General features: G+C 73.8%; 19 protein-coding genes. 12 read left to right on the top strand and 7 right to left on the bottom strand.

What is annotated here, in order from left to right:
* Together MXD57_RS02265 and MXD57_RS02260 are read left to right on the top strand one after the other, a co-directional pair.
* Nucleotides 1-1,239, top strand: a 1,239-nt coding sequence (locus MXD57_RS02265) for an outer membrane protein assembly factor BamB family protein (protein ID WP_250399533.1), incomplete at its 5' end; no start/stop codon positions are given.
* An 81-nt stretch (nt 1,240-1,320) separates the two neighbouring features.
* Nucleotides 1,321-2,010 carry an LEA type 2 family protein gene (locus MXD57_RS02260; protein WP_250399532.1) on the top strand — a complete coding sequence of 230 codons (690 nt, stop codon included), beginning with the start codon at nt 1,321-1,323 and terminating at the stop codon, nt 2,008-2,010.
* Here MXD57_RS02260 and MXD57_RS02255 read toward each other — a convergent pair.
* Both MXD57_RS02255 and MXD57_RS02250 read right to left on the bottom strand, forming a co-directional pair.
* On the bottom strand, nt 1,952-2,143 hold the full coding sequence (locus MXD57_RS02255; protein ID WP_250399531.1) for a sigma-like protein: 192 nt from the start codon (nt 2,141-2,143) through the stop codon (nt 1,952-1,954). The genes MXD57_RS02260 and MXD57_RS02255 overlap by 59 nt on opposite strands.
* A 195-nt stretch (nt 2,144-2,338) precedes the next feature.
* Nucleotides 2,339-5,302 carry an AfsR/SARP family transcriptional regulator gene (locus tag MXD57_RS02250; RefSeq protein ID WP_250399530.1) on the bottom strand — a complete coding sequence of 988 codons (2,964 nt, stop codon included), beginning with the start codon at nt 5,300-5,302 and terminating at the stop codon, nt 2,339-2,341.
* A gap of 324 nt (nt 5,303-5,626) precedes the next feature.
* Here MXD57_RS02250 and MXD57_RS02245 point away from each other — a divergent pair, with 324 nt between their 5' ends.
* From MXD57_RS02245 to MXD57_RS02220, 6 genes are all read left to right on the top strand, one after another.
* Nucleotides 5,627-6,067, top strand: a complete 441-nt coding sequence (locus tag MXD57_RS02245) for a hypothetical protein (protein ID WP_250399529.1) — start codon at nt 5,627-5,629, stop codon at nt 6,065-6,067.
* A gap of 10 nt (nt 6,068-6,077) precedes the next feature.
* On the top strand, nt 6,078-7,679 hold the full coding sequence (locus tag MXD57_RS02240; RefSeq protein ID WP_250399528.1) for a peptidoglycan-binding protein: 1,602 nt from the start codon (nt 6,078-6,080) through the stop codon (nt 7,677-7,679).
* Between the two features lie 26 nt (nt 7,680-7,705).
* Entirely contained in the window at nt 7,706-8,197 is a 492-nt protein-coding gene (locus tag MXD57_RS02235) for a protease inhibitor I42 family protein (RefSeq protein WP_250399527.1), read from the top strand.
* Nucleotides 8,198-8,220: 23 nt separating this feature from the next.
* Nucleotides 8,221-8,616 (top strand): hypothetical protein, encoded by a 396-nt coding sequence (locus MXD57_RS02230; protein ID WP_250399526.1) that lies wholly within the window; start codon nt 8,221-8,223, stop codon nt 8,614-8,616.
* Nucleotides 8,617-8,688: 72 nt separating this feature from the next.
* Nucleotides 8,689-11,292 carry a bifunctional FO biosynthesis protein CofGH gene (locus MXD57_RS02225; protein WP_250399525.1) on the top strand — a complete coding sequence of 868 codons (2,604 nt, stop codon included), beginning with the start codon at nt 8,689-8,691 and terminating at the stop codon, nt 11,290-11,292.
* 70 nt (nt 11,293-11,362) lie between these two features.
* The gene (locus tag MXD57_RS02220) at nt 11,363-11,932 is read left to right on the top strand and encodes a hypothetical protein (RefSeq protein ID WP_250399524.1); all 570 of its coding nucleotides are present in this window, start codon (nt 11,363-11,365) and stop codon (nt 11,930-11,932) included.
* Here MXD57_RS02220 and MXD57_RS02215 read toward each other — a convergent pair.
* Nucleotides 11,925-12,461, bottom strand: a complete 537-nt coding sequence (locus tag MXD57_RS02215) for a DUF2165 domain-containing protein (protein WP_250399523.1) — start codon at nt 12,459-12,461, stop codon at nt 11,925-11,927. The genes MXD57_RS02220 and MXD57_RS02215 overlap by 8 nt on opposite strands.
* A gap of 265 nt (nt 12,462-12,726) precedes the next feature.
* Between MXD57_RS02215 and MXD57_RS02210 the strand changes: the two genes are divergently transcribed.
* Nucleotides 12,727-13,842 (top strand): ADP-ribosylglycohydrolase family protein, encoded by a 1,116-nt coding sequence (locus MXD57_RS02210; RefSeq protein ID WP_250399522.1) that lies wholly within the window; start codon nt 12,727-12,729, stop codon nt 13,840-13,842.
* 124 nt (nt 13,843-13,966) lie between these two features.
* Here MXD57_RS02210 and MXD57_RS02205 read toward each other — a convergent pair whose 3' ends face one another.
* Nucleotides 13,967-15,874, bottom strand: coding sequence for an MFS transporter (locus MXD57_RS02205; protein WP_250399521.1), 1,908 nt, complete (start codon nt 15,872-15,874; stop codon nt 13,967-13,969).
* A 184-nt stretch (nt 15,875-16,058) separates the two neighbouring features.
* Entirely contained in the window at nt 16,059-18,983 is a 2,925-nt protein-coding gene (locus tag MXD57_RS02200) for a D-alanyl-D-alanine carboxypeptidase (protein ID WP_250399520.1), read from the bottom strand.
* Between the two features lie 181 nt (nt 18,984-19,164).
* Here MXD57_RS02200 and MXD57_RS02195 point away from each other — a divergent pair, with 181 nt between their 5' ends.
* From MXD57_RS02195 to MXD57_RS02185, 3 genes are all read left to right on the top strand, one after another.
* Nucleotides 19,165-19,920, top strand: a complete 756-nt coding sequence (locus tag MXD57_RS02195; protein WP_250399519.1) for a GOLPH3/VPS74 family protein — start codon at nt 19,165-19,167, stop codon at nt 19,918-19,920.
* Between the two features lie 262 nt (nt 19,921-20,182).
* Entirely contained in the window at nt 20,183-21,040 is an 858-nt protein-coding gene (locus tag MXD57_RS02190; RefSeq protein WP_250399518.1) for a helix-turn-helix domain-containing protein, read from the top strand.
* Between the two features lie 189 nt (nt 21,041-21,229).
* Entirely contained in the window at nt 21,230-21,421 is a 192-nt protein-coding gene (locus tag MXD57_RS02185; RefSeq protein WP_250399517.1) for a DUF397 domain-containing protein, read from the top strand.
* A 140-nt stretch (nt 21,422-21,561) separates the two neighbouring features.
* Here MXD57_RS02185 and MXD57_RS02180 read toward each other — a convergent pair whose 3' ends face one another.
* Together MXD57_RS02180 and MXD57_RS02175 are read right to left on the bottom strand one after the other, a co-directional pair.
* Nucleotides 21,562-22,071, bottom strand: coding sequence for a glutathione peroxidase (locus MXD57_RS02180; protein WP_250399516.1), 510 nt, complete (start codon nt 22,069-22,071; stop codon nt 21,562-21,564).
* A gap of 177 nt (nt 22,072-22,248) precedes the next feature.
* Nucleotides 22,249-24,579, bottom strand: a complete 2,331-nt coding sequence (locus MXD57_RS02175) for a heavy metal translocating P-type ATPase (protein ID WP_250399515.1) — start codon at nt 24,577-24,579, stop codon at nt 22,249-22,251.
* Between the last annotated feature and the right edge of the window lie 162 nt (nt 24,580-24,741).

Raw genomic sequence — 24,741 nt, 5'->3', positions numbered from 1 at the left:
GTGGTGACGATCTGCGGGCCGGTCAGCACGGGCCGGCCGCCGCGGCACGGCGCGGCCGGCGCCGATCCCGTCGCGCCGCCCGTCCCGGCCGCGCCCCCGGAGGCGGCGAACGGCTGGCGTCCCTGGCGCTTCCGCATGTCCAACGACGTCTGGGGCACCCCGGCGGTGGACGGCGAGCTGGTCTACGTCACCTCCTTCGAGGTGCACGCCCTGGACGTGGCCACCGGCCGCCGCCGCTTCAAGACGCGGGACGTCGCCTGGTCCATGGCGGTCGCGGACGGCCGGATCCACGCCTCCGACGGACCCACCCTTTTCGCGCTGGACGCCCGCGAGGGCGGCGACCTGTGGCGGCTGAACACGGACGCCTGGGTGTACTCCCTGCAGGCCGACCACGGCACGGTCGTCACCGGCACCCGGGGCGGCGGAGTCCAGGCCTGGGAGGCGGCGAACGGACAGAAGCTGTGGGAGATCAGCGGCTGCCAGACCGACTTCGAGTCCCCCGAGGCCGGCCCGGCCGTCCACGACGGCACCGTCTACGTCTGGCAGGACGCCCGGCTGCGCGCCCTGGAGGCCCGTACCGGGGAGGAGCGCTGGTCGTACCCGATCGGCGACGCGGCCTCCTGCGGCGGGGTGCCGGTCCGTGTCACCCCGGCTCCCGACGGCTACGTGTACGTCTCCGCCGGTACCCGGGTCCTCGCCGTCGAGGTGGCGAGCGGTCTGGTGCGCTGGCACTTCGAGGCCCCCGCGGTCTTCCTCTGCCCGCCCGCCTTCGCGCCCGGCCCCGCCGTCACCGGCGGCGGCGTCTACCTCGCCGACTACCTCGGCACGGTCTACGCCCTGGACGCCACCGACGGCCGCGACCGCTGGCGCATCGCGACCGAGGCCCGCTCCTCCGTCGAGCCGGTCCTGGTGGCGGCCGGCCATGTGCACGTGGGCAGCGGCAAGGGCCTGTACACCCTGGACGCCGTCACCGGCACCCCCAAGTGGCGCTTCCAGTCCGGCGGGGACGTCGTGGGCACCCCCGTGGTCGCCGAGGGCCGCATCCACTTCGGGTCCAGCGACCACCTCCTGTACACCCTCAAGTCCGACGACGGACGGCTGCGCTGGAAGCTCGCGACCGGCGGCGAGATCACCGGCTCGCCGGTCGTCCGGGACGGCGTGGTGTACGCGTGCAGCAAGGACCGGTGCGTGTACGCGCTGGACGCGGAGAAGGGGACCGGCACGGCGCGCACCATGTGACGTGCGCGACGGCCGCCGCCGGGTACGGGGCGGCGGCCGTGCGGTGACATGGCCGTGACAGCCGGCCGATAGGGTGACGATATGCGACGAAGCGGTCACACTCTCAGGCTCACGGCGGTGTCGACGCTGGTGGTGCTCGCCCTGACCGGCTTCACGGGCCGGCACGGCCACGCGCGCAGCCACTCCGGCGGAGGCGGATGCAGCAGCTCCGCTCAGGACCACGACTCCTCGTCGAGTGTCGGGAAGACGGACTCCGGTCCTCACCACGACGACCACGACGGCTACGGCACCGGCGGCAGCACGTACGGCGGGGGGAGCCACGCCACCCCCGGCCCCGCGCCGTCCCCGCGGGCGGCGAAGGCGGAACTGGTGAGCTGCGCGACGGAGCAGGCCCCGTACGCGACCGTCGAGGTCACCAATCCCAACACCGTCGGGGGCGACTTCACCGTACGGGTCGAGTTCGACGGCAAGCGGGGCACGGCCGTCGCCGACAACACCGCGACGGTCACCGTCCCGGCCAAGGGCGCGGCCCGCGCCCGGGTGGAACTGGCCGACGGCCTCCGACACCCCGACGACGGGCTCGTCCTCGAGGTCCGCCACTGCGTGGCGGACCTCGAGGACGAGCCCGGTGGGCTGACGGCCCCGGACACACCCCGGCCGCGACGGCTCCCCCTCCGCGCCGCCGCGGCCGTTCCCCCCGCTGGGAGCAGGTCTACTTGCCGTTCAGGTCCAGCGCCGGCGGGGCCGGCATGTGGCTGTCCAGCGTGGTGATCTCGCCGTCCTTCGGCGGGGCCGGCATGTGGCTGTCCAGCGTCGTGACGGTGTCGTCCTTCGGCGGCGCGGGCATGTGGCTGTCGAGGGTCGTGATCTCGTCCGTGTTCTTGGGCTCTTCGACCTTGCTCATGGAAACTCCCCTGTGGCAGTGCTGATGGGAACGCCCGCTCGGCAACTCCCCCGCGGGTCGTCGAACGGGCGTTCCGGGGCGCTCACCTTAACCGTGGGCCCCAGCTGATCCGCCCGCTCCCCCCGCTGTGACGGATCGATGACTAGAGAATGACAGCCCCTCATAAACGTTCGATGAACGGGGCAGTGGCGGCGGTCACAACACGGCGGCCGACGGGAGCAGCGCCCGCACCTGGTCGGCCTCGGGCGAGCCGGCACAGTCGTAGATGGCGAGCGCGTCGCGCCAGCAGGCCCTCGCCCGGTCGCTCTGCCCCAGGCTCTTCAGCGAGTGTCCCAGGAGGGTGAGGATGTTGGCCCGCATCCACTCGCCACCTATGCAGCCGGTCGTCAGCGCCTGCTCGGCGTGCTGCGCGGCCCGGGCGGGGAGGCCGGCGGACAGGTGGACCTGCGCGATGCGGAAGTGGGTGGTGCCCTCCCAGAGGCGCTGCCTGTTCACCGTGAACGTGTGCAGCGCCGCGCTGAGCTCCTTCAGGGCCTCGTCGGGGCGTCCGTCGTGTCCGAGCGCGATTCCCAGTGCGTAGCGGGCGTTGGCGAGGCGGAACGTCAGCCCGAGTTCGTCGTAGATGGCGATGCCCTCGCGGACCAGGCCGATCGCGCTCGACACGCGTTCCAGGGAGACCAGGACACGCGACAGGTTGCACAGGGCGCTGGCCTCGCCCGGGCGGTTGCGGTCGGCCCTGAAGGCCTCGATCGCCTCCAGCAGGTGACTCTCGCTCACGGCACGCTGGTTCAGGCAGTTGGCGATGATGCCCTGCTCGTTGTGGGCGTTGCCACGGGTCCAGGGGTCCCCCGTACCGCGGCCGAGCTCGATGGCACGCTCCGCCTCGGCACCGGCCTCCTCGAAGCGGCCGGCGTGGCTGAGTACCTGGGCGAGCGTGGTCCGGGCCCGGCCTTCCGCATGGGCGTCACCCAGTGCGGCCGCGGCGTCGCGGGCGGCCTGTGTCACCACCCCGTAGCGCAGCGCGCTCGCCCCTGACTCGGCCAGGTCCTTGGAGGCGAGGAGAAGGTCGACGGCCCTGCGCAGGGTCGTCGCGGCGAGCGACTGCTGTACGCAGGCGAGGATGCAGGCCGCTTCGGCGTGCAGCCAGTCCAGGGCCCGTGCGTCGTCCACGAACTCCTGCCCGGGGCAGCCCGTCACCTCGAGGTGGTCGACCGTCCGGTCCCCCGGCCGCTCTATGGCGTACACCCGTGCCGCCGTGGCCAGATAGAAGTCCAGCAGCCGCGACATCGCCGCCGCCCGCTCGGTCGGCGGATGCTCGTCGCGTTCCGCGCAGGCCCGGGCGTAGAGGCGGACCAGGTCGTGGAAGCGGTAGCGGCCGGGGGCCGCGGACTCCAGGAGCGAGGTGTCGACCAGGGACTCCAGCAGGTCCTCCGTGTCCTCCGGGGGGAGGTCCAGGACCGCGGCCGCCGCCGCCAGGGACATGTCGGGACCGTCGGCGAGGCCCAGCAGACGGAACGCCCGGGCCTGGGCGGGTTCGAGCTGGCCGTAGCCCAGCTCGAACGTGGCCTTGACCGCCAGGTCGCCCGCCTGGAGCTCGTCCAGACGGCGCCGCTCGTCCGCGAGCTTGGCGGCGAGGACCGAGACCGTCCAGGTGCGGCGCGATGCCAGGCGGGACGCGGCGATGCGGATCGCCAGCGGCAGGAAGCCGCACGCCGCGACCACGTCCAGCGCGGCCTCCCGCTCCGCCGCCACCCGCTCGGCACCGACGATCTTCGTGAAGAGGGAAAGGGCCTCGTCGGGGGACATGACGTCCAGGTCCACCAGATGCGCGCCGGCCAGGTCCACCATCCGCACCCGTGAGGTGACGAGCGCCGCGCAGCCCTCCGTGCCCGGCAGCAGGGGCCGTATCTGGGCCGCGTCCTTGGCGTTGTCCAGCAGGACCAGGACACGGCGGCCGTCGAGCACCGAGCGGTACAGGGCCGCCCGTTCCTCCAGGCTGTCGGGGATCGCCGAGTCCGCCGTGCCCAGGGCCCGCAGGAAGGAGCCCAGTACCGTCTCCGGCTCGGCGGAGCGCGGACCGGCGCCCTGCAGGTCCACGTACAACTGGCCGTCCGGGAAGGCGGAACGCGCCCGGTGGGCCACGTGCACGGCCAGCGTCGTCTTGCCCACGCCGCCGATCCCCGCCAGCGCCGAGACGGCCATCACCCGGCCCTCCGCCTCGGACGCCGACGCCAGCACCTCGCTCAGCTCGTCCACGAAGGCCGCGCGGCCGGTGAAGTCGGGTACGGAGGCCGGGAGTTGCGCCGGGCGGACCGCCACCAGGGCGGGCTCCGCGGCCGGGGCGGACGGCTCGGCCAGGGCCGGGTCCGCCTGGAGGATGCGCTGCTGGAGCTCCCGCAGGCCCGGGCGGGGCTCGACGCCCAGTTCCTCGTCGAGCAGCCGGCGGGTGTCCGCGTACACGGCGAGGGCCTCCGCCTGGCGGCCGCTGCGGTACAGCGCCAGCATCAGCAGCTCACGCAGGCGTTCACGCAGCGGGTGCGCGGCCGTCAGGGCGGTCAGCTCCGAGACCGCCTCGGCGTGGCAGCCCTGCTCCAGGTCCATGTCCAGCCGGGACTCCAGGAGTTGCAGCCGCCACTCCTCCAGGCGCACCCGCTGCGCCTCCGCGTACGGCCCCGGGACGCCGGCCAGCGGCTCGCCGTCCCACAGGGCCAGGGCGCGGTCCAGTGCCTCCCGCGCGCTCCTCAGGTCCCCGGTGCCGCGCGCCTTGTCCGCCTCCGCCGCCAGCTCCTGCGCCGTCGCCAGGTCCAGCGCGCCCTCGCCGAGGCCCCGCACCGCGTAACCGCCCGACTCGCTCACCAGCACCCCGGGGCCGAGCACCTTGCGGAGCCGGGAGGCGTACGTGCGCACCGCCGCCAGCGCCTGGGACGGCGGCTCGGTGCTCCAGAGCGCGTCGATGAGTTCCGCCGCCGTCGCCGTGCGGCCCTCGCGCAGCAGCAGGGCGGCCAGCAGGGCCCGCTGCTGGGGTGAGCCGGTGTTCAGCGGCTGCGTGCCGCGCCAGGCCCGCACCGGACCGAGCACCCCGAAACGCGTCGCCGCCGGTTCCGCGACGGCCGCGGAGCCGGGACGCCGCTGCTCAGGCACTCGCGGCCCACCGTCCATGCGTTCGACCCCCTAGGACCTGTCATCCCGAACAACCCCGTCAGTTTGCCTTGTTCGGTGCGGTTGCGTCAGCAGCGGGAGACGCCGATCACAGACCGGTGCACCTGGGTGCACAGGGTCTGCACACGCTCTCCCCACACGGAGCCGGGGTCCCCGCTCGGACCGGCGGCGAGGACGGCGTGCTCGCTCCCCGGGTCCGCGCGCACCGCAGGCGGCTCGGGCCCGAACGCCCGCACCACCGCGCCGTCGAAGCGGGGCGGGGCGGTGCGACTGCCGCGTGTTAGCCTCCCCCGCGGTCACGAACTACCGCAACGGGGGAGCCTGATGGGCACGTCTTCGGACGGCTATACGGTCAGGTCCGGCATGTCCGGGCAGGCGAAGGAACTGGACGGGGCGGGCGACGACGCGGGCCTCGTCCGCAAGGCGGTGACCCCCGCCATGTGCTACTCGCGGGACGCCCTGGGCGGCCCCGAGGCCGGCGAGGCGTTCGACGCGTTCGCCGCGGCCTGGGAGGCCGACGCCGCCACGCTCGCGTCGGCGCTGCACGAACTCGCCGACAAGGTCCGGCTCTCCAAGGGCGCCTACACGGGCAGCGACCACCTCGTCGGCACCCGGGCGGCAGGAGTGCGCCTCGGCGCGGACGGCGTGACGACGATGCCGGCACCCGCCGCCGACGGCGTGACGACCATGCCGGCACCCGCCACCGACGACATCGGCACGATGCCGGTCCACGCCGCTCGCCCGTCGGCCCTTTCGGACTACTGAGGACGCGACGATGACCGGATTCCTGCGGCCCGCCGAGACCCCGGCCGGCCGACGTGCCTGGCTGTCCGGCCTGTGCGAGAGCATCCCGAAGGCCGGCTCCAAGAACGACCTGCTGGACCGGATCGACAGCGCGCTCCTCGCCTCCGCGCCGGCCGGCGACACGGCGACGCTCGAATCGCTCGGCAGGACCTACCGCGACCAGATCGGCAAGGCCGCCGACGTGCACGACCGGGCGGCCAAGGTGTCCAGCACGGGCCTGCCCGAGGTGTGGGTCGGTGAGACCGGCGTGCTCGCCGCCGCCGCCGTGGACGCCGCCGCCAGGGAGGCGACGAGGATGGCCGAGGCGTTCACCGGCGGCGCCAGGGCACTGCTCACGCTGGCCGACGCCCTCGGGCACGCCCAGCGGCAGGACACCGACGGCCGCTCCAGGATGGAGCACGCCAAACGGCAACTCGGCGGCCGGGACGGCTTCTTCGACCGCATGGTCGACACCGACGAGGAGGACCGGGAGGTCGCCGCGGCCCGGACCGTCGCCACCGCCGGGATCGACCTGATGCACAAGGCCGCAGTCGCCGCGGACGACGCCGTGCGCGCCGCCGCCCGGGACCTGAACAAGTGGGCGGCCGAGTCCCGCGCCGGGAAGATGCGCACCGACGACCTGACCGCCGTCGACCGGCTGATGCTCGCCGACACCAGCGGACCGGCCGGCGAGGCCGACTACAACGAGATCCTGACCGCCAACGACCTGGAACGCTCCGGGCGCGCCATGGAGAAGCTGTCGCCGGCCGACCGGGCCCGGATGGAGCACCTCCTGGCGAACGCCTCCTCCCCGCAGGAGAAGGCGTATCTCATGAAGGCCCTGGCCGCGGGGCACGACGTCGACGACATCGAGGCGTTCGGCGGGAAGATCCACGGCAAGGACCCGGCGTGGCTGCAGCAGCACCTGTCGCCGATCACCACGCAGGGGGACAGCCTCGACGACGAGGGGACGAACGCCGACGGCTCCAACGTCAACACGGACCTGCAGAGCTTCGGCTCCCAGCAGTGGGCCCAGGGCGGCGACGGCCGCGAGGGCACCTGCGTCGCCTCGTCCACCGTCACGGCCCGCGCCATGGTCGACCCCGTCTACGCCCTCTCGCTCACCGGCGGCCCCGGCGGCCAGGAGAACGACCCGGCCGCGTTCCGGCGGCGCCTGGTGGACGAACAGCACCGGGTGCACGAGGAGGGCGACGGCGGCGACGGCTGGAACGGCATGGGCCTCGACGGCAAGACCGAGGTCGTCAACAAGGAGATCAGTCCGGAGACCGGAAGCTCCTACGAACTGCACGAGGTCCGCGACGCGGGCTCCCGCCGCAACGTGCTGCCGGACATCGAGAAGGCGGTGGCCGAGGGCAAGCCGGTGCCCATCGGTGTCGAGGGGTACGACGACAAGGGCAACCGGTCCGGCCACGCCATGATGATCGTCGGCCAGGAGGGCGACATGCTGGAGATCTACAACCCGTGGGGCCGGACCACATGGGTCAGCGAGGACGACTTCGTCAACGGCGGCATGGCCAGGGCCAGCGACGACCAACTGCCCGACGCCTACGCCGTCCACCTGCCCCAGGACTGACGCGACCAGGAAACCAGCGACCGACCATGACCTCACGCACCACTCTCCTCGCCGCCGCCCTCGCCGGCCTGCTCGCCCTCACCGGGTGCGGCAAGGACGACCCGGCCCGCGCCGAGTACGGCACCGGGCACCGGGACATCACCGTCGAACCGGGCGGAAGTTTCGCCCTCACCGTCCCGGCGGCCGCGACCCTAGGCCAGAGCTGGTACCTGGCCGACCCCGGACCGGACCCGGCCGTGCTGAAGTACCGGGGCCGGCGCAAGGCCTACGACGGCGGCGACGCCGACGGCGGCACGGGCGGCACCCAGTCCTTCGACTTCACCGCGCTGGCCAAGGGGCGGGCCACGGTGCGGCTGCTGTACTGCCCCCTGAACACCTGCACCGGCCCCGGTCCCGACGACCGGTCCACGTTCGCCCCCACCCCCGCCGCAACGGCGTCCCCGTCCCCGTACCCCACCGTGACCGGCACCCCGGACGCGGTGGCCGGCTACTACGTCTTCACCGTCACCGTCCGCTGACCCGGACCGGAACCGAGGCCCCCATGCCCCCTGCCCCCGAGAGCCGCACCGACGACGAGGTACTGGCCACCACCGACGTCGCCATGCTGCTCCGTTACGGACTGACCCAGGACGCCTTCCACACGGCCCTGTTCGGTGACGGCGCCATCGCGGCCGCCGTCACCCTGGACCGGCTGGGCGTGCTGCCGCGCTCGCTGGCCTTCCTCGCCGAGGTCGTCCGGTCCGGCGGCCTGGCCTACGCCGCCGGGCTGCCCGAACCGCTGCCCTCGGCGGAGCCGGCGGCGTTGCTGCGGGACTGGCTGGGCGGTGCCGCCCAGACCGCCGGCACCCCGGAGGCCGAGGTGCGGGCCGCCCGCTGGCTGGACGCGGTCGCCGAGATCGTCGCCCTGCGCCGGTCGGCCCGCGGCGGCACCGGGTAGCCCGCACGGCCCCCGGGCCGGTACCGGCTCGACCCGCCCCTGCGTTGATCAGCCCGAACGTATGCTCAAGGGATGACGACTTCCGCGACCTCCGGAACCGGCCCCACCGAGAACTCGATGCGTCGCGCCCTCAAACGTGCCCGGGACGGCGTCGCCCTCGACGTCGCCGAGGCGGCGGTGCTGCTCCAGGCCCGCGGCGAGGCGCTCACCGCTCTCGCCGCGTCCGCCGCCCGGGTGCGTGACGCCGGCCTCGAGGCGGCCGGCCGCCCCGGCGTCATCACCTACTCGAAGAGCGTCTTCATCCCCCTCACCCGGCTCTGCCGCGACAAGTGCCACTACTGCACCTTCGTCACCGTCCCCGGCAAGTTGCGCCGCGCGGGCCACGGGATGTTCATGTCCCCCGACGAGGTGCTGGACATCGCCCGCAGGGGCGCCGCCCTCGGCTGCAAGGAAGCGCTCATCACCCTCGGCGACAAGCCCGAGGACCGCTGGCCCGAGGCACGCGAGTGGCTCGACGCGCACGGCTACGACGACACCATCGCCTACGTACGGGCCGTCTCCATCCGCATCCTGGAGGAGACGGGCCTGCTGCCCCACCTCAACCCGGGCGTCATGACCTGGACGGACTTCCAGCGTCTGAAGCCCGTCGCGCCCTCCATGGGCATGATGCTGGAGACGACGGCCACCCGGCTCTGGTCCGAGCCCGGCGGCCCCCACTTCGGCTCCCCGGACAAGGAACCGGCCGTACGGCTCCGGGTGCTGGAGGACGCGGGGCGCTCCTCGGTCCCGTTCACCTCCGGCCTGCTGATCGGCATCGGGGAGACCTACGAGGAGCGCGCCGAGTCCCTGTTCGCCCTGCGCAGGGTCTCCCGGGCCCACCACGGCATCCAGGAACTGATCATCCAGAACTTCCGCGCCAAGCCGGACACGGCGATGCGCGGCACGCCGGACGCCGAACTCGACGACCTGGTCGCCACCGTGGCCGTGGCCCGGCTGGTCCTGGGCCCCTCGGCCTGTCTGCAGGCCCCGCCCAACCTGGTCGACGGGGACACCTCCGCCGGGGGAGAGTACGAGCGGCTGATCGGCGCGGGCATCGACGACTGGGGCGGGGTCTCCCCGCTCACCATCGACCACGTCAACCCCGAGCGCCCCTGGCCGCAGATCGAGGAACTCGCCGCCAAGTCCCGGTCCGCCGGCTTCGACCTGCGTGAACGCCTCTGCGTGTACCCGGAGTTCGTCCGGCGCGGCGAACCCTGGCTGGACCCGCGGCTGCGCCCGCACGTCGACGCGCTCGCCGACCCGGAGACCGGACTCGCGCGGCCGGACGCGGTGGTCGAGGGGCGCCCCTGGCAGGAGCCGGAGGAGGCGTTCACCGCCACCGGCCGCACGGACCTGCACCGCGCGATCGACACCGAGGGCCGTACCACCGACCGGCGCGCCGACTTCGACGAGGTGTACGGCGACTGGCAGGCCCTGCGCGAGGCCGCCGTGCCCGGTATGGCACCGGAGCGCATCGACACCGACGTACGGCAGGCGCTGCGCACGGCCGCCGACGACCCCACCCGCCTGACCGACGACGAGGCCCTGGCCCTGCTCCACGCGGACGGCCCGGCGCTGGACGCGCTGTGCCGGGTGGCCGACGACGTGCGCAGGGCGGCGGTGGGCGACGACGTCACCTACATCGTCACCCGCAACATCAACTTCACCAATGTCTGCTACACCGGCTGCCGCTTCTGCGCGTTCGCCCAGCGCCGCTCCGACGCCGACGCCTACACGCTCTCCCTGGAGCAGGTCGCCGACCGCGCCCAGCAGGCGTGGGACGTGGGCGCGGTCGAGGTGTGCATGCAGGGCGGCATCCACCCGGACCTGCCGGGCACGGCCTACTTCGACATCGCGAAGGCGGTGAAGGAGCGCGTCCCCGGGATGCACGTCCACGCGTTCTCGCCGATGGAGGTGGTCAACGGCGCCAGCCGGACGGGCCTGTCGATCCGCGAGTGGCTGACCGCCGCCAGGGAGGCGGGGCTGGACTCCATCCCCGGCACGGCGGCGGAGATCCTGGACGACGAGGTCCGCTGGGTGCTCACCAAGGGCAAACTGCCCACGGCCACCTGGACCGAGGTGATCACGACCGCCCACGAGCTGGGCATCCGGTCCTCGTCCACGATGATGTACGGCCACGTCGACCAGCCCCGCCACTGGCTCGGGCACCTGCGCACCCTGGCCGGGATCCAGCGCGAGACGGGCGGCTTCACGGAGTTCGTCACCCTGCCCTTCATCCACACGAACGCGCCCGTGTACCTGGCGGGCATCGCACGGCCCGGCCCCTCCACCCGGGACAACCGGGCGGTGACCGCGACGGCCCGGCTGCTGCTGCACCCCTGGATCCCCAACATCCAGACGAGCTGGGTGAAACTGGGCGCCGAGGGGGCCGCGGAGATGCTCCGCTCCGGCGCGAACGACCTGGGCGGCACACTCATGGAGGAGACGATCTCCCGCATGGCGGGCTCCTCCTACGGCTCGTACAAGTCGGTCCGCGACCTGATCGCCGTGGCGGAGGCGGCCGGCCGGCCGGCGAAGCCGCGCACGACCCTGTACGGCGAGGTGCCCGAGGAGCGGCTCCGGGCGGCCGAGGCCTCCGACGGCCACCTGCCCGACCTGCTGCCGGTCCTGGACTGAGAGCGGACTGAGTACGATGATCCGACCCCGGTTCCGACAAGGGGATCCATAGCGGAGGAGATGCGTACCCGTGGCTGCCCGACTGCCCTCGTGGGCCTGGGTCTCCGGTCTGACGGTGGCGGCGACCGCGGCCGTCGTCGCCCTTGGCGTGCAGGCCGAGCACGGGCCGCATCCCACGGCCGCTGCGGCCAGGCCCAGCGCGTCGGCGTCGGCGTCGCCGCGCCCGCACGTGTCCGCGGCCCCGGAGCCGTCGGCCCCGCCCGCCCTGCCCGACGGCTCCGGGACGGGCCGCCGGATCGTCTACTCCGTGGGCGAGAAGCGGGTGTGGCTGGTCGACGCGACCGGCCACGCGGCCCGTACCTTCACGGTGTGGCCGGGCACGGTGAACCCGCGGCCCGGCCGGTACTCGGTCACCCTGCGCACCCAGTCCCTCAAGGGCTCGGACGGCGTCGAGATCGAGCACGTGATGTACTTCACCAAGGTGGAGGGCGTGAACATAGCCTTCTCCAACGCCCTCGACGGATCCTCGCCCCCGCCCGCCGACGGCCAGAAGCTGGGCGGCATACGCATGCGCAAGCAGGACGGCGCCGCCCTGTGGTCCTTCGGGGACACCGGGGCGAGGGTGACCGTCGTCAGCTAGCGTCGCCGCGCCGGCCGTCCGGCAGCAGGTTCACGACCAGCGCGACCCCGCTCAGCACGAGCACCCGGGTCGCCGCGTCCAGTCCGTTCCACGTCTTCGACTGCCACATGGCGAACCACTCTCCGCCGATGGCGATGAACCCGGCGCCGAAGAGCAGCACGAGCATCAGCAGCCCGTAGGCGGAGAACCGCCGGGCCCGGTCGCGGTCCCGCCGCGCCCACAGGTACGCGCCCGCCGTCAGCACCAGCGCCGCCACCGACTCCCAGGCGATGATCGCCACGTAGGCGGTGTCCTGGAGCGCCCTGCTGGTGATCGCCCGCCACATCAGGTCGTCGTCCTTGAACGTCGTGTCCATCGCCAGCACATGCCGTACGAACTGCTGGTTGGTCCCGAAGTCGGTGATGTTCCCGAGTGCGACGAGCGCGATGTAGAGCGCGACGACTCCGGTGAGGACACCGGCGGCCAGATGGACGGCGGAACCGGAGGTGCGCGGGACGGTGGTGGCTGCTGGGGCGGGGGTGGTGGTCATGGCTGGATTCTCCCTGCCGCGAGACGAGTTCTCCCCAGCGCATCGCGCCAGAATCCCGCCTGGTTCAGGCCGAGTTCACGCCCGCGACCCGGCAGCGCGCCAAGACTCCACGCCCCCGGCCCCGGCCGCCGCCCCGGACGGGGTGGAAGCGCTCACAGGTGTACGGGAATGACCGGCCGGGACCGTTTCGCCCCCGGGAACCGGCGGTCCCGGGTCGATTACAGTGCTGGTCGTCGTACGTACGGACGGTGCCGAGGAGGCCTGCATGGAGGCGACGTCCGGTGCCGTCTGGGGCCGTGCCGAGCAGCAGGACTTCCGCAGCCGGGTGCGCGGCGCCCTGCTCGGCGTGGCGGTCGGTGACGCCCTCGGCGGGCCCGCCGACGCGCTCGACCTGGACGAGATCCGGGCCGCGTACGGCGGCGAGGGCCTGCTCGACCTCGCCTTCGGACACGGCCGGCGCGGCACGGTCACCCACCACACCCAGCTCACCCTCTTCACGGTGGACGGGCTGATACGGGCCCAGGTGCGCCGCGACACCGGGGCCTGGCATCCGCCGACCGATCTGCACCGGGCGTACCTGCGCTGGGCGGCCACCCAGCGGGACTGGGGCCCGGACGAGCGCCGCAAGGACGACGGCTGGCTGGCCCGCGAGGAGTGGCTCTACGCCCGCCGGGATCCGACCCGGGCCCTGCTGCTGGGCCTCGGCGACGAGGCCATGGGCACCCTGGACACCCCGAAGAACCCCGGCGAGCTGGGCCCGGAGGCCGTCGCCCGGTCGGCGCCCTTCGGCCTGCTCGTCGGCTGGGAGCCCCAGCTCGTGGCGCAGCTCGCCGTGGAGTGCGCGGCCCAGACCCACGGTCACCCCATCGCCTACCTGTCGGCGGGCGCGTACGCCGTCATCGTGCACGGCCTCGCCCGCGGCGAGAGCCTGGACGCCGCCGTGCAGCGGGCCCTCGTCCTGCTCACCGCGCGCCCCGGCCACCAGCCCGTCGCCGACGCCCTCCAGCACGCGCTCGGCGCGGTACGGCAGGGCATGCCCGGCCCGGGCCGGGTGGAGGAACTGGCCGGCGACGGCACCGCCGACGGACTGCTGGCCGCCGCCGTCTACTGCGCCCTGGTGGGGGAGGACGTGCGCCACGGGCTGTGCCTGGCGGTCAACCAGAGCGGACCCTCGGCCGCGGCGGGCGCACTGACCGGCGGCCTGCTCGGCGCCCTGCACGGCGAGACGGCCCTCCCGCCGGCCTGGCTCGTCGAGCTGGAGGGCCGCCCCACCGTCCTGGAACTGGCCGACGACTTCGCGATGGAGATGACCCAGGGCCCCGCCCTGCACGGACCCGCCGGGGCCGCACCGGGCTGGCTGGCCCGCTATCCCCGGGCCTGACCCGTCCCGGCGGCGGCCCCCACGGCGCTCCCGCCGCCCCGTCCCCCGGGCCGCGATCGGCCCCCGACCGACCCCCCGACCCGGCGCCGGGGCCGCCCCGAGGCACCGGCGCCGGGTCCGGGGCCTACTTCAGCTCGTCGGGGCAGGGCGTGCCGCGCGGCAACTGGTACGGCGCGGCCAGGTGGTACGTGCCGGCCTTCGGAGCGAGCAGCACCGTCCACCGGTCGCCCTCCGCGTCCTGCGCCGTCTCCGCGAGGCACCCGTTGACGTTCTCGTACGTCCGCGGCGCGCCCTCGTCCCGGTGCTTCGAGGCGTCCGTCTCCTGCGGCGGCCTCAGGCTCCGGCCCTCGCTGTCGACGATGCTCAGCCACGGCGAGTACGGGATCCGTATGAGGATCCGCCCCGGCCTGCGCACCTGAAGGGTCATCTCGCCCTGCTCGGCCCGGTCCACCACGGCGTCCGGCTCGGCGAGCGGCGTCGGGTCGGTCACCTTGAACAACCGCCAGTTGGCGTCGCCCCAGACCTGCCGCAGATACGGCATCCCGCGCCGCAGCAGCGTCCGCTCCCGCTCGCCGCCGCCGCTGCCGTCCGGGTTGTCCGTCGGCAGCACCACGAAGTGCACGGCCCACCGCTGGAGCCACTCGTGGTAGTTCGCCGAGTTGAGGGTGTCGTCGTAGAAGAGCGGGTTGCGCTCCATGTCGGCCTGCCGGTTCCAGCCGCGCGCCAGGTTGACGTACGGGGCGAGCGCGGAGGCCTCCCGGTGCGAGCGCGCCGGGACCACCTCGACGCGGCCCTTCTCGGCGCCCACGTTCTGCAACTCGTTGACCAGCGGGGCCAGCTCGCGGGCCCAGGACGCGGCCGGGGTGGTGTGCACGATGTCGTCGACCGACTTGAAGCCGAGCCAGCCGGCGAAGCCGAGGAACGCCAGCACGGTCACGTACCACTTGCGCGAGCGCGGCACCGTGTAGGGCAGCGCGGCCACCAGGGTCACACCCGCGAACAGCATCGGCAGCCGGGAGATGTTCGAGCCGATCTGCGAGTTGATCAGCCACACCAGCACCACGCCCAGGCTGTAGACGCCGGCCGTGAGCCGGACGGTGATCCACTCCTTGGGCACCAGGAACAGGCACAGCAGCCCGTACAGCAGCGGCATCACCACCGAGCCGAGTGTCATCGGCTGGGTGCCGGAGAACGGGAACGCCCACGCCGAGACGGCGACCACCGCCGACGGCGCGAGCCCCAGCGCCCACGCGCCGGGCCGCCGCTTCTGCAGGAACAGGGCGACCGCGACCAGGCCCACGAAAAGCCCCGCGACCGGCGACGACATCGTGGCGAGCGCGGCCAGCGGGGCGGCCACCAGGGCCTTGGCCCAGCGTTTGTGGCGCCACCGGTGGGGCCAGCAGAAGACGGCGGCGACCGAGCCGACCGCGAACATGGTGCCGAGTCCGAAGGTCACCCGCCCGGACACCGCGTTGCAGACGAACGCCAGGACCCCGGCGAGCGAGGCCCACAGCGGGTTCCGCACCACCCGGCTGCGCAGCAGGACCAGCGTCAGCAGGCCCGCCGAGACCGTCCCGGAGAGCATCATCGTGGTCCGGACGCCGAGCACCGACATCAGGTACGGCGACACCACGCTGTACGACACCGGGTGCATGCCGCCGTACCAGGCCAGGTTGTACGCCGAGTCCGGGTGCCGGCCGACGAACTCCGCCCAGGCGTCCTGGGCCGCCAGGTCGCCGCCGCTGTTCGCGAACGTGAAGAACCAGATGATGTGCAGGGCGCCCGCGAGGACGGTGACGGACAGCACGGGGTGCCGCAGGAGGCGCTGCCGCAGGGGCTCGGCCGCGAGGCGCAGCCGGATGAGCGGCAGGCTCTGCCGTGCCGGGGCAGGGCCGGGGGCGCCGTCGCCGTGACGGCTGTCCGCGTGCCCGGTGCGAGGACCGTCCGTGTCAGTCGCGGACGGTCGTATTCGCGGGCCGGATCCCGGGTCCGGATCGGCGTCGTCGGAGCGTGTCCGCTCGGTTGTGGCCACCTGAAGGCACTCCCCGTGTCCCGTCTTCTGTTCTCGGCCGTGTCCTTCGTGTTCCCGGCCGGTTCCCGTTCAGTTCGCGGCCCCGTTCCCCGACCGTCGCCCTGCCCCGTTTCGTGACGCTAGCACGCACCCCGCCGACGGGCTCCGTCGGCGGGGTGCGTCCCGGGCGGGGCCGGGAGCCGGCTCAGCCCAGGCGGGTCAGCTTGTCCGTGAAGCCGGGCTCGGCCAGGTCCCTCTGCAGGGCCACCGGCACCTTCACCGCACCGGCACCGCCGTCACCCACGGTGAGCGTGCCGACCTCGGTACCGGCCTTCGCGGTGTGCGGTACGACGTCGGAGGCGAAGGACAGCTCCACCTTCAGGCCGGACCAGCCGGCCGCGGTGACGTCCTTCGTGGCCACCACCGGCGTACGGCCGCCGAGCCCGTCGTCCACGTACCCGACGACGTCGCCCTTCTTCAGCACCGTCGCCGACCTCAGCGCACCCTGCGCGGAGCGGATCAGCCGGTCGGCCGCGTCCAGCGCCCCGCTGAGGATGGTGTTGTCCGAGCCGCCCGCGGGCTGGCGGACCACCGCTCCGACGATGGTCCGCGTCTCGCCGCCGACCTCCTGCTTGGCCGCGAAGACCAGGTTGCCGAGGGCGGAGGTGGTGGTGCCGGTCTTGATGCCGACGACGTTGTTGTGGCCGACCAGGTGGTTCCAGTTCGAGCGGTTGACGCCCTTGTAGTCGTCGTACGACATCATCGCCGCGACCTCGCGGAACGCGGGCTCCTGCATCGCGGCCTTGGCCAGCTTCACCTGGTCGACGGCCGTGCTCACCGTCGAGTTCGTCAGACCCGAGGGGTCGGTGTACGTGGTGTCGGTCATGCCGAGGCGCTTGGCGGTGGAGTTCATCTTCGCGACGAACGCCTTCTCCGAGCCGACGTCCCAGCGCGCCAGCAGCCGCGCCACGTTGTTCGCGGAGGCGATGAGGATGCTCTCCAGGGCCTCGCGCTGCGAGATGCTGTCGCCGGCCGTGACGTCGACCGTGGACTCATGGCCCGCCCGCGACTGGTCCTGGGCCGCCTGGTCGATCTTGATCTTCGGGCCGTCGGCGCCGCTCTTCAGCGGATGGTCGCGCAGGATGATGTACGCCGTCATGACCTTGGCGACGCTCGCGATCGGCACGGGCTTCTGGGTACCCGAGGAGCCGAACGTGCCGATGCCCTGGACGTCCAGGGCGGCCTGGCCCTGGGCCGGCCACGGGATGTCCGTCTTGGCGCCGTCGAAGGTGTAGGACTCCTTCGCGGTGAGGTCGAGGGTGGGCTGGGGGAGCGGGCGCATCGCCTGTACGACCGCGAAGACGATCACCAGGAGGATGACCAGCGGCGTCCAGATCTTGACCCGGCGGACCAGCGAGCGCACCGGGGTCTCGGGCGGCGGGGGCGTGTTCGTCAGCTCGGCCAGCAGGTCCAGCGGGGGCTTGGGCGGGAGCGGCTGCTGGGTGGTGCGCTCGGGGCCGACCTGCGGAACGGCGCTCGTCGGCGCGGTGAGCTCGGAGTCGCGCAGCGGTACGAACCTGCTGGTGCGCTCCGCTTCGGGGGCGGTGGGCCCGGGCTCGCCCTCGGACCGGGGCCCGGCCCCGGTCGCGCCCTTGGCGCCGGTCTTCTGAGCGGGCTCGGTCCCCGGCTTGGCCGTGCCGAGCTTGAGCATGGTGGTGGGCTGGTCGACCTCCGGCTTCTTCGGGCGTACGGCCTTGAAGGCGGTGGTGGGCTGGTCCACGCCCTTCGCCCCGGCCGCCGCCTCGCCGTCGGCGGCCGGGGTCTTCCCGTCCGCACCGCCCGTGCGGCGCTCGTCGTCGGACGCGGGGGGCCGCTGCGGGGCGTCCCCGCCGTCGGTGTCCTCCGGTTCGCCGGTGGACCCGCCCGCCTCGGCCGCGCCCTTCGCCGCCCTGGCGGCGGCCGCCGCGGCCTTCGCACCGGCGACCTTGGCCGCCTTGGCGTCGCTGGCGGCGGCGCCCTTCGCCTCGGTGCCGGTGCCCGCCTTCGCCGGTGCCGGTGCCGTCCCGGTCTCGGCCTGCGCGTCGGTGGCGGCGGCGGCCTTCGCCCCGGTGCCCGCCTTCGCGGGGGCCGTGCCGGAGTCCGCGGCGGCCTCGTCGGCATCCGCCGTCGCGTCGGAGTCCGTGTCCGCCTTCGCCGGGGCCGGTGCCGTCCCGGTCTCGGCGCGCGCGTCGGTGGCGGCGGCCTTCGCCCCGGTGCCTGCCTTCGCGGGGGCCGTGCCGGAGTCCGCGGCGGCCTCGTCGGCATCCGCCGTCGCGTCGGAGTCCGTGTCCGCCTTCGCCGGGGCCGGTCCCGTCCCGGTCTTGGCGTCGGTGCCGGCGGCAGCCTCCGCGGGGGCGGCGCCGGAGCCCTCGGTGTCCTTCGGGCCGTCGGCGGCGTCACCGGCGCCGGCCTGCGCGTCCGCGCCGCTGCCGGACTCCGGGTCCGCGTCCGGCTCCGGGTCGGCGTCGTCGCCCGCCCGGGCGCCGGTGGCGGTCTTCCCGCCGGCCGCGGACCCGGTGCCGCCGGACGTCGTGCCCGGCTCCGCGGCCACCTCGGCCCCGGTGCCCGCCTCGGACCCCGCTTCCTCGTCGCCGTCGCCGTCGCCGTCGGTCTCGGCTTCGTCGTCCGTACCGGCCTCCGCCTCGGGCTCCGCCCCGGTCCTCACGCCCTCGCCGGAGGACTCACCGGCCTCCGTGTCCGCGGTGGGACTCGGCCCGGCCTCCGTGTCCTCGTCCTCGTCCGCCGGCGAGGCGGCCTTCGCGGTCGCGGTGTCCGCCGAGCCGGACTCCGGCTCCGGGCCCTCGGCCGAGCGGATCCAGGCCGAGACCGCCTCCCGGAGATCGGAGTCCTGCTCCTCCTCGGGCTTCTGCGGACCGGACTCCTCCGCGTCGTCCGCGGTCCTCACGTCCCGCATCGAAAGGATCTTCGTCGCCGTGTCGACGGCGGCCGAGGAATCCTTTTCCCGGGACACCGCGAGACGCGGATCGCGCGCCCCGGGAACCGAGCCCTCGCTCCCCGACGTCAATTCCGCCGACGACTCGCGCTGCTTCGACCTGTCGGGGGACTCGCCCGCCACCGATGCCTCCTCCATGCGCCGCACGCACACTCGCGCGCCCTGTCCGAACCATGTACCAGTGTCCTGTGTGAGGACTTGGCCCCTGCGGTAGACGAGAACGACATACCTACCGGTTCCCTCACGAACCGGTCACGCACCCTCGACAGACCAATGTGAGAGGGGTCACCCTGTCATTCATCCACGCGGGGAGGCATGGATGGGCAGGAGCCGCAGAACGATTCCGGAGGAGCTTCTGCTGCTGGCACTGGACCCGGCCACGGGTACCACTGCGCAGCCGCAGTCGCTCGACCTCGGCCTGGCCGGAGCACAGCTAGTGGAGCTGGCGCTGGCCGGACGGATAGCCCCTGACGGGGATCGTATCGCCGTGGTGGTGCCACGGCCGACTGGAGATCCGACTTTGGACTGCGCGTTGGAGTTGCTGCGAAGGCGTGGCGCTCCCGTGCGTGCCGTCCACTGGATCGGCGGGCCGCGATTGGGGCTCCGTCAGATCTACCTCTCGCACCTCGAGCGGTGCGGCATGGTCGCCGCCGTGCCGGGCCAGATGTGCGGGGTGTTGCCGACGACGCGCTATCAGGCGACGGACACCGCCATCAGCCGGGAGATCCGGGTCCGGCTGGACAACGCGATCCGCACCGGCGTGCCGCCGGACCCGCGGACCGCGGCGCTCGCCGCGCTGGCGCACGCGGTCGGGCTCGGCAAGCACCTGTATCCGGGGAACGAGGGGCGGTCGTCCCGCTCCCGGCTCCGGGACCTGATCCGGCACGACCCCATGGGCGGGCTGGTCGCGCATGCCGTGATGGACGTGCAGAACGGCGCGGTGGCCCAGCCGCGGCGCGGTCCGGCAGCGGCCGGCCGCCCGGCGGGCCCCGGGGCCCGGGGCGTCGCGGAACCCGCGCGCGGGGTTCCGATGCAGCCGCGCCGCGGGCCCATGGCGCGCGCCGTGACCCACTGAGCCGCAGCGCCGGTCCCCACGACACCGGTACGCAGTCCCCGAATCCCGACACGGGAGCCGCTGGTTCGAGCGGGGCGGTGGGACCCGTGTGGTCCCGCCGCTCCGCTCGGCCGTGTCCGGAGCGCCGGACCGCGCCCGAATCGGCGCGTACGCACTGCATATCCACCGTTTCCCAGCGGTGGAAAGCCCCTTGGTGGCAATCTGCTCAACAGCAGATACACAAAGTGGTAAGTACAGGCAGGCAGCCGGAGGTGCACGTCCCGTGGCGTCCAATGTCAATCCCACCGTCAGACGGCGCCGGCTGGGCCAGGAGCTGCGCAGGCTCCGCGAGCTCAAGGGCATGACGGCCGAAGAGGTGGCGGAGCGGCTGCTCGTGTCGCAGTCGAAGATCAGCCGGCTGGAGAACGGCCGCAGAAGCATCAGCCAGCGCGACGTGCGCGACCTGTGCGGGGTGTACGAGGTCGAGGACCAGCGGATCGTCGACTCGCTGATGGAGATGGCCCGCGACTCCCGACAGCAGGGCTGGTGGCACACGTTCGGGGACATCCCGTACAGCGTGTACATCGGTCTGGAGACCGACGCCGAGTCGCTGCGGGTGTACGAACCCCAGCTCGTGACCGGCCTGTTGCAGACCCGCGCCTACGCGGAGGCCCTGGTGCGGGGCGCGTTGCCGGAGACGTCGACGGCCGAGATCGAGAAGCGCGTACAGGTCCGCATGCGGCGACAGGAACGTATCACCGCCGAGGGCGCCGCCCTGCGGCTGTGGGTGGTGCTGGACGAGGCGGCGCTGCGCCGGGTCGTGGGCAGTCGGCTGGTGATGCGCGAGCAGCTCGAGCACCTGATCGAGATGTCCCAGCTCCCGCACGTCACCGTGCAGGTGCTGCCGTTCGAGGTGGGTGCCCATCCGGGCCTCAACGGCCAGTACGCGATCCTGGAGTTCACCGACGCGGCCGACTCGAGCGTGGTGTACCTCGAGGGCGTCACCAGCGACCTGTACCTGGAGAAGGCGCAGGACGTGCAGAAGTACGCCGTGATGTACGAACATCTGCGGGCACAGTCCCTCAATGTGGAACAGTCCCGACAACTCATCGCGAAGATGGCCAAGGAGTACGCCGACTGAGTCGTGCTCCAAGGTGGCGCGGAAGCGTACACCATTGGTCCACTCCAGCGGAAGGCTCACTTGGAATATGCCATCCGCTTGAGTGAACGACTACTCCGTGGGCGGCAGTTGCCCGGTAGCGTCGATCACGCCAATCGGACGACCAGGTTGGCGTGAACCGCACTACAGCAATTGGCAACAGGAGTGGACATGGCACTGATTCAGGGCGCTTCGCAGACGTGGATGAAGTCTTCCTACTCCGCGGGCAACGGCGCCTGCGTCGAAGTCAAGTCGCCCACCGCAGCGGAACTCGCCGTACGCGACTCCAAGGTCGCCGACGGCCCGGTCCTGGCCTTCCCCGCCGAGGCGTGGAACGTCTTCGTCGCATCGGTCAAGGCCTAGGTGGCTCTCCCTGCCCCTCGCGCATAGACGCCGCTCGACGACAACTGCACAAGCGTCACCCGCGGAGCCCTCTCGACCAGTCGCCGTCCTTGCCGAGGGGGCTCTTCGCGGGTGCGGGGCCGCGCCTGGCGGGTCCGTGGCTACCGGCCCAACTGCCCCTCGATGGCCGCGACGACCTCGTCCGCCTCCGGCTCGGTCTGCGGCGAGAACCGGGCGGCGACCCGTCCGTCCCGGCCGATCAGGAACTTCTCGAAGTTCCAGCGGATGTCCCCGCTGTGCCCCTCGCCGTCCGCGAAGCCGACGAGACGCTCGTACAGCGCGTGCCGTCCCTCCCCGTTCACCTCGACCTTCTCGGTCAGCGGGAAGGTCACCCCGTACGTGGCCGAGCAGAACTCGGCGATCTCCTCGGCGGTGCCGGGCTCCTGCCCGAGGAACTGGTTGCAGGGCACGCCGAGCACGGTGAAGCCCTGCCCGGCGTAGCGCTCCTGGAGCCGCTCCAGGCCGGTGTACTGCGGGGTCAGCCCGCACTTGGAGGCGACGTTCACGATGAGCACGGCCTGGCCGGCGTAGCCCGGCAGATCGGCGGAGCCGCCCTGGAGGGCCCCGATCTCGATGTCCAGCACGGAACCGTTGTGGTCGGTAGCAGTCATGCCCGGATGGTAGAGCCTGCCGGTGACGGCCCGTCCGCTCCCCCCCGGCCCTGTCCGCCCGGGCGGGCAGGGGCCCGCGCCACCGCGCGCACCGGATCCGTCCCCCGGACCGTCGTCCGCGCGGCTGCGACCGTCCCCCGGTGCCGGGGTCCCGAAGCGCCCCCGTGCCGTTGGCCGTCACGGGGCCAGGGAGAAGTAGTTCTCCTCCTCCTGGGTGAAGTGCAGCCGCAGCACGGTGTTGAGGCCGTAGAGGCAGGACCGCAGGTCGTCGAGTTGCCCGGGGGCCAGGGCGCCGTCGGCGTGGGCGAGCTGCAGATGGGTGGCGATGCGCCGGGAGAGACGCTCGATCTCGGTGTGGGCGCGGCTCATGGTGGCGGTGGCCTCGGGCCCGCCGAGCGTGGGGGCGAGCGCGGGGTAGAGCTGGTGCTCCTCGGCGTACTCGTGCGGGAGCAGCCGCTCGGTGAGCAGCCGGTGGGTCTCCTCGACGGCGGCCAGGGCCCCGGGGCCCGGATCCTCGGAGAGCCGGTCGGCGGCGTCGCGCACGGATTCCAGGACGTCCTGGAGATCGTCGTGCTCGGCGGCGAAACGGTGGATGAGGGTTTCGGCGGCCGGTGTCAGCGGCGGTCGCACGGTCCGGTCGACGCGCAGGGCGCGCAGGGCGTTGAGGATGACGGCGACGTCGATGACCTCCTGGAGCAGGGCGCCGGGGGCGGGCGGCAGCAGACCGGCGGCGGCCGCGGCCATCGCGGCCAGGGACATCAGCATGCCGCCGAGGGCGCTCTGGACGGCGATGCGCCGGGCCCGCCGGGCGATGCCGACGGCGTCGGCGAGGCGGTCGAGGCGGTCGGTGGTCAGGACGATGTCGGCGGCCTCGGAGGAGGCCGTGGACCCACGGGCGCCCATGGCGACGCCGATGTCGGCGGCGGCCAGCGCGGGGGCGTCGTTGACGCCGTCGCCGACCATCACGGTGACGGCGCGCTCGCGTTCGGCGCGCACGACGGCGACCTTGTCGGCGGGGCCGAGCTCGGCGCGCACGTCGTCCAGGCCGAGGACGGCGGCGGCCTCGCGGGCGGGTGCGGCACGGTCGCCGGTGAGCATCAGCAGCCGCTCGATGCCCGCCGCCCGCAGGTGGCGCAGGGTCCGTGGGGCGTCGGGGCGCAGGGGGTCGCGCAGCAGCAGCGCCCCGGCCGGACGCCCGTCGACCGAGAGCCAGGCGACGGCGGCGCCGTCGAGGAGCGCACGGTTCTCGACCGCCCTCGACCAGGACGGCCGTGCCTCCGTGCGGCCGATACGGCCGATGGAGACCCGCCGGCCGTCGACGGTGCCGCTCGCGCCCCGGCCGGGCTCCTCGGTGACGCCGACGGGAACCGCCAGACCCAGCCCCCGCTCCCGGGCCGTGTCGACGATGGCCTGGGCCAGGACGTGGGGCGAGTACTGATCGACGGAGGCCGCCAGCCGGAGCACTTCGGCGGGCCTGGATCCGGGGGCGGCGATGACGTCGAGGACGCGGGGGCGGCCGCGGGTGAGGGTGCCGGTCTTGTCGAGCAGGAGGGTGCGGGCGCGGCCCAGGTTCTCCAGTGCGCCGCCGTCGCGTACGACGACACCGAGACGGGAGGCACGGGACAGTCCGGAGACCACGGCGACCGGGGCGGCCAGCAGCAGCGGGCAGGGCGTGGCGACCACCAGAACCGCCACGGCCCGCACGGCGGAGCCGCTGATCAGCCAGGCCAGCCCCGCCACGAGGAGGGAGAGGGGCAGGAACCAGGCGGCGTAGCGGTCGGCCAGCCGTACGACGGGCGCGGACTCGGCCCCGGCCTCCCGGGCCAGACGCACGATCCCGGCGTAGGTGCTGTCCTGCTCGGAGGCGGTGGCGCGCAGCTCGAAGGCGCTCCCCGCGTTGACCACGCCGCTGCGCACCGGATCGCCCCGCACCCGTTCGACCTGCGACGACTCGCCCGTGAGGACGGATTCGTCGAGTACGGCGGTGACGTCCTCCAGGCGGCCGTCGACGGGGACCACCTCGCCGGGGCCGACGACGAGGAGGTCACCGACGGCGATCTCGGCCGGCGGCACCGGGGCCACACCGGCGCCGGTGCGCCGCCGGGCCGAGCGCGGCGCGTGTTCCAGCAGGGCCCGCAGGTCGTGGGAGGCGCGCCGCTGGGCCGCGGCCTCCAGGGTGCGGCCGGTGGCCAGCATCAGCGCGATCAGGGCGCCGGCCAGGTACTCGTGGACGGCCAGGGTCCCGCCCAGCGCGAGCACGGCGATGAGGTCCACGCCCGCACGGCCGCGCCGCAGCGCGGCGAGCACCCATCCCGCCGCGGGCACGACGGCCGACAGCGTCCCGAGCGCCCACAGCAGGTCGGCGAGGCCGGTCGCACCGGCCAGCCGGGCGAGGCCGCCGGCGGCCAGGGCGCTCGCGGTGACGGCCAGGAGGACGGGCTCGACCCGTGGCGAGCCGGCCGCCGCGGCCCGGCGGTGCGGCTGTGCGGTGCGGGTGGCGTGGTTCATGGCGTACCTCGGTCCGTCGGCGCGGCGGTCATCGGGTCGGCCCCGCTCCATCACACCGCGCCTCCGGCCGGCTCCGGCAGGGGCTGTCCGGCCCTGAGCGCGGGCCGGACAGCCCGGCGCGCGCGGGTTCGCCCCGTCCGGCGGGCGGGGCGAACCAGCGCG

Source organism: Streptomyces cellostaticus, from assembly GCF_023630175.1.
In the GTDB taxonomy this organism is placed as follows: domain Bacteria; phylum Actinomycetota; class Actinomycetes; order Streptomycetales; family Streptomycetaceae; genus Streptomyces; species Streptomyces cellostaticus_A.
This window is presented reverse-complemented; position numbering and strand designations above follow the sequence as displayed.

Coding starts and splice junctions, on each gene's coding strand:
- MXD57_RS02235 (WP_250399527.1), top strand. CDS start 7,706: ATGACCTCACGCACCACTCTCCTCGCCGCCGCCCTCGCCGGCCTGCTC.
- MXD57_RS02175 (WP_250399515.1), bottom strand. CDS start 24,579: ATGAACCACGCCACCCGCACCGCACAGCCGCACCGCCGGGCCGCGGCG.
- MXD57_RS02255 (WP_250399531.1), bottom strand. CDS start 2,143: ATGAGCAAGGTCGAAGAGCCCAAGAACACGGACGAGATCACGACCCTC.
- MXD57_RS02230 (WP_250399526.1), top strand. CDS start 8,221: ATGCCCCCTGCCCCCGAGAGCCGCACCGACGACGAGGTACTGGCCACC.
- MXD57_RS02210 (WP_250399522.1), top strand. CDS start 12,727: ATGGAGGCGACGTCCGGTGCCGTCTGGGGCCGTGCCGAGCAGCAGGAC.
- MXD57_RS02195 (WP_250399519.1), top strand. CDS start 19,165: ATGGGCAGGAGCCGCAGAACGATTCCGGAGGAGCTTCTGCTGCTGGCA.
- MXD57_RS02185 (WP_250399517.1), top strand. CDS start 21,230: ATGGCACTGATTCAGGGCGCTTCGCAGACGTGGATGAAGTCTTCCTAC.
- MXD57_RS02180 (WP_250399516.1), bottom strand. CDS start 22,071: ATGACTGCTACCGACCACAACGGTTCCGTGCTGGACATCGAGATCGGG.
- MXD57_RS02200 (WP_250399520.1), bottom strand. CDS start 18,983: ATGGAGGAGGCATCGGTGGCGGGCGAGTCCCCCGACAGGTCGAAGCAG.
- MXD57_RS02225 (WP_250399525.1), top strand. CDS start 8,689: ATGACGACTTCCGCGACCTCCGGAACCGGCCCCACCGAGAACTCGATG.
- MXD57_RS02260 (WP_250399532.1), top strand. CDS start 1,321: ATGCGACGAAGCGGTCACACTCTCAGGCTCACGGCGGTGTCGACGCTG.
- MXD57_RS02245 (WP_250399529.1), top strand. CDS start 5,627: ATGGGCACGTCTTCGGACGGCTATACGGTCAGGTCCGGCATGTCCGGG.
- MXD57_RS02240 (WP_250399528.1), top strand. CDS start 6,078: ATGACCGGATTCCTGCGGCCCGCCGAGACCCCGGCCGGCCGACGTGCC.
- MXD57_RS02215 (WP_250399523.1), bottom strand. CDS start 12,461: ATGACCACCACCCCCGCCCCAGCAGCCACCACCGTCCCGCGCACCTCC.
- MXD57_RS02250 (WP_250399530.1), bottom strand. CDS start 5,302: ATGGACGGTGGGCCGCGAGTGCCTGAGCAGCGGCGTCCCGGCTCCGCG.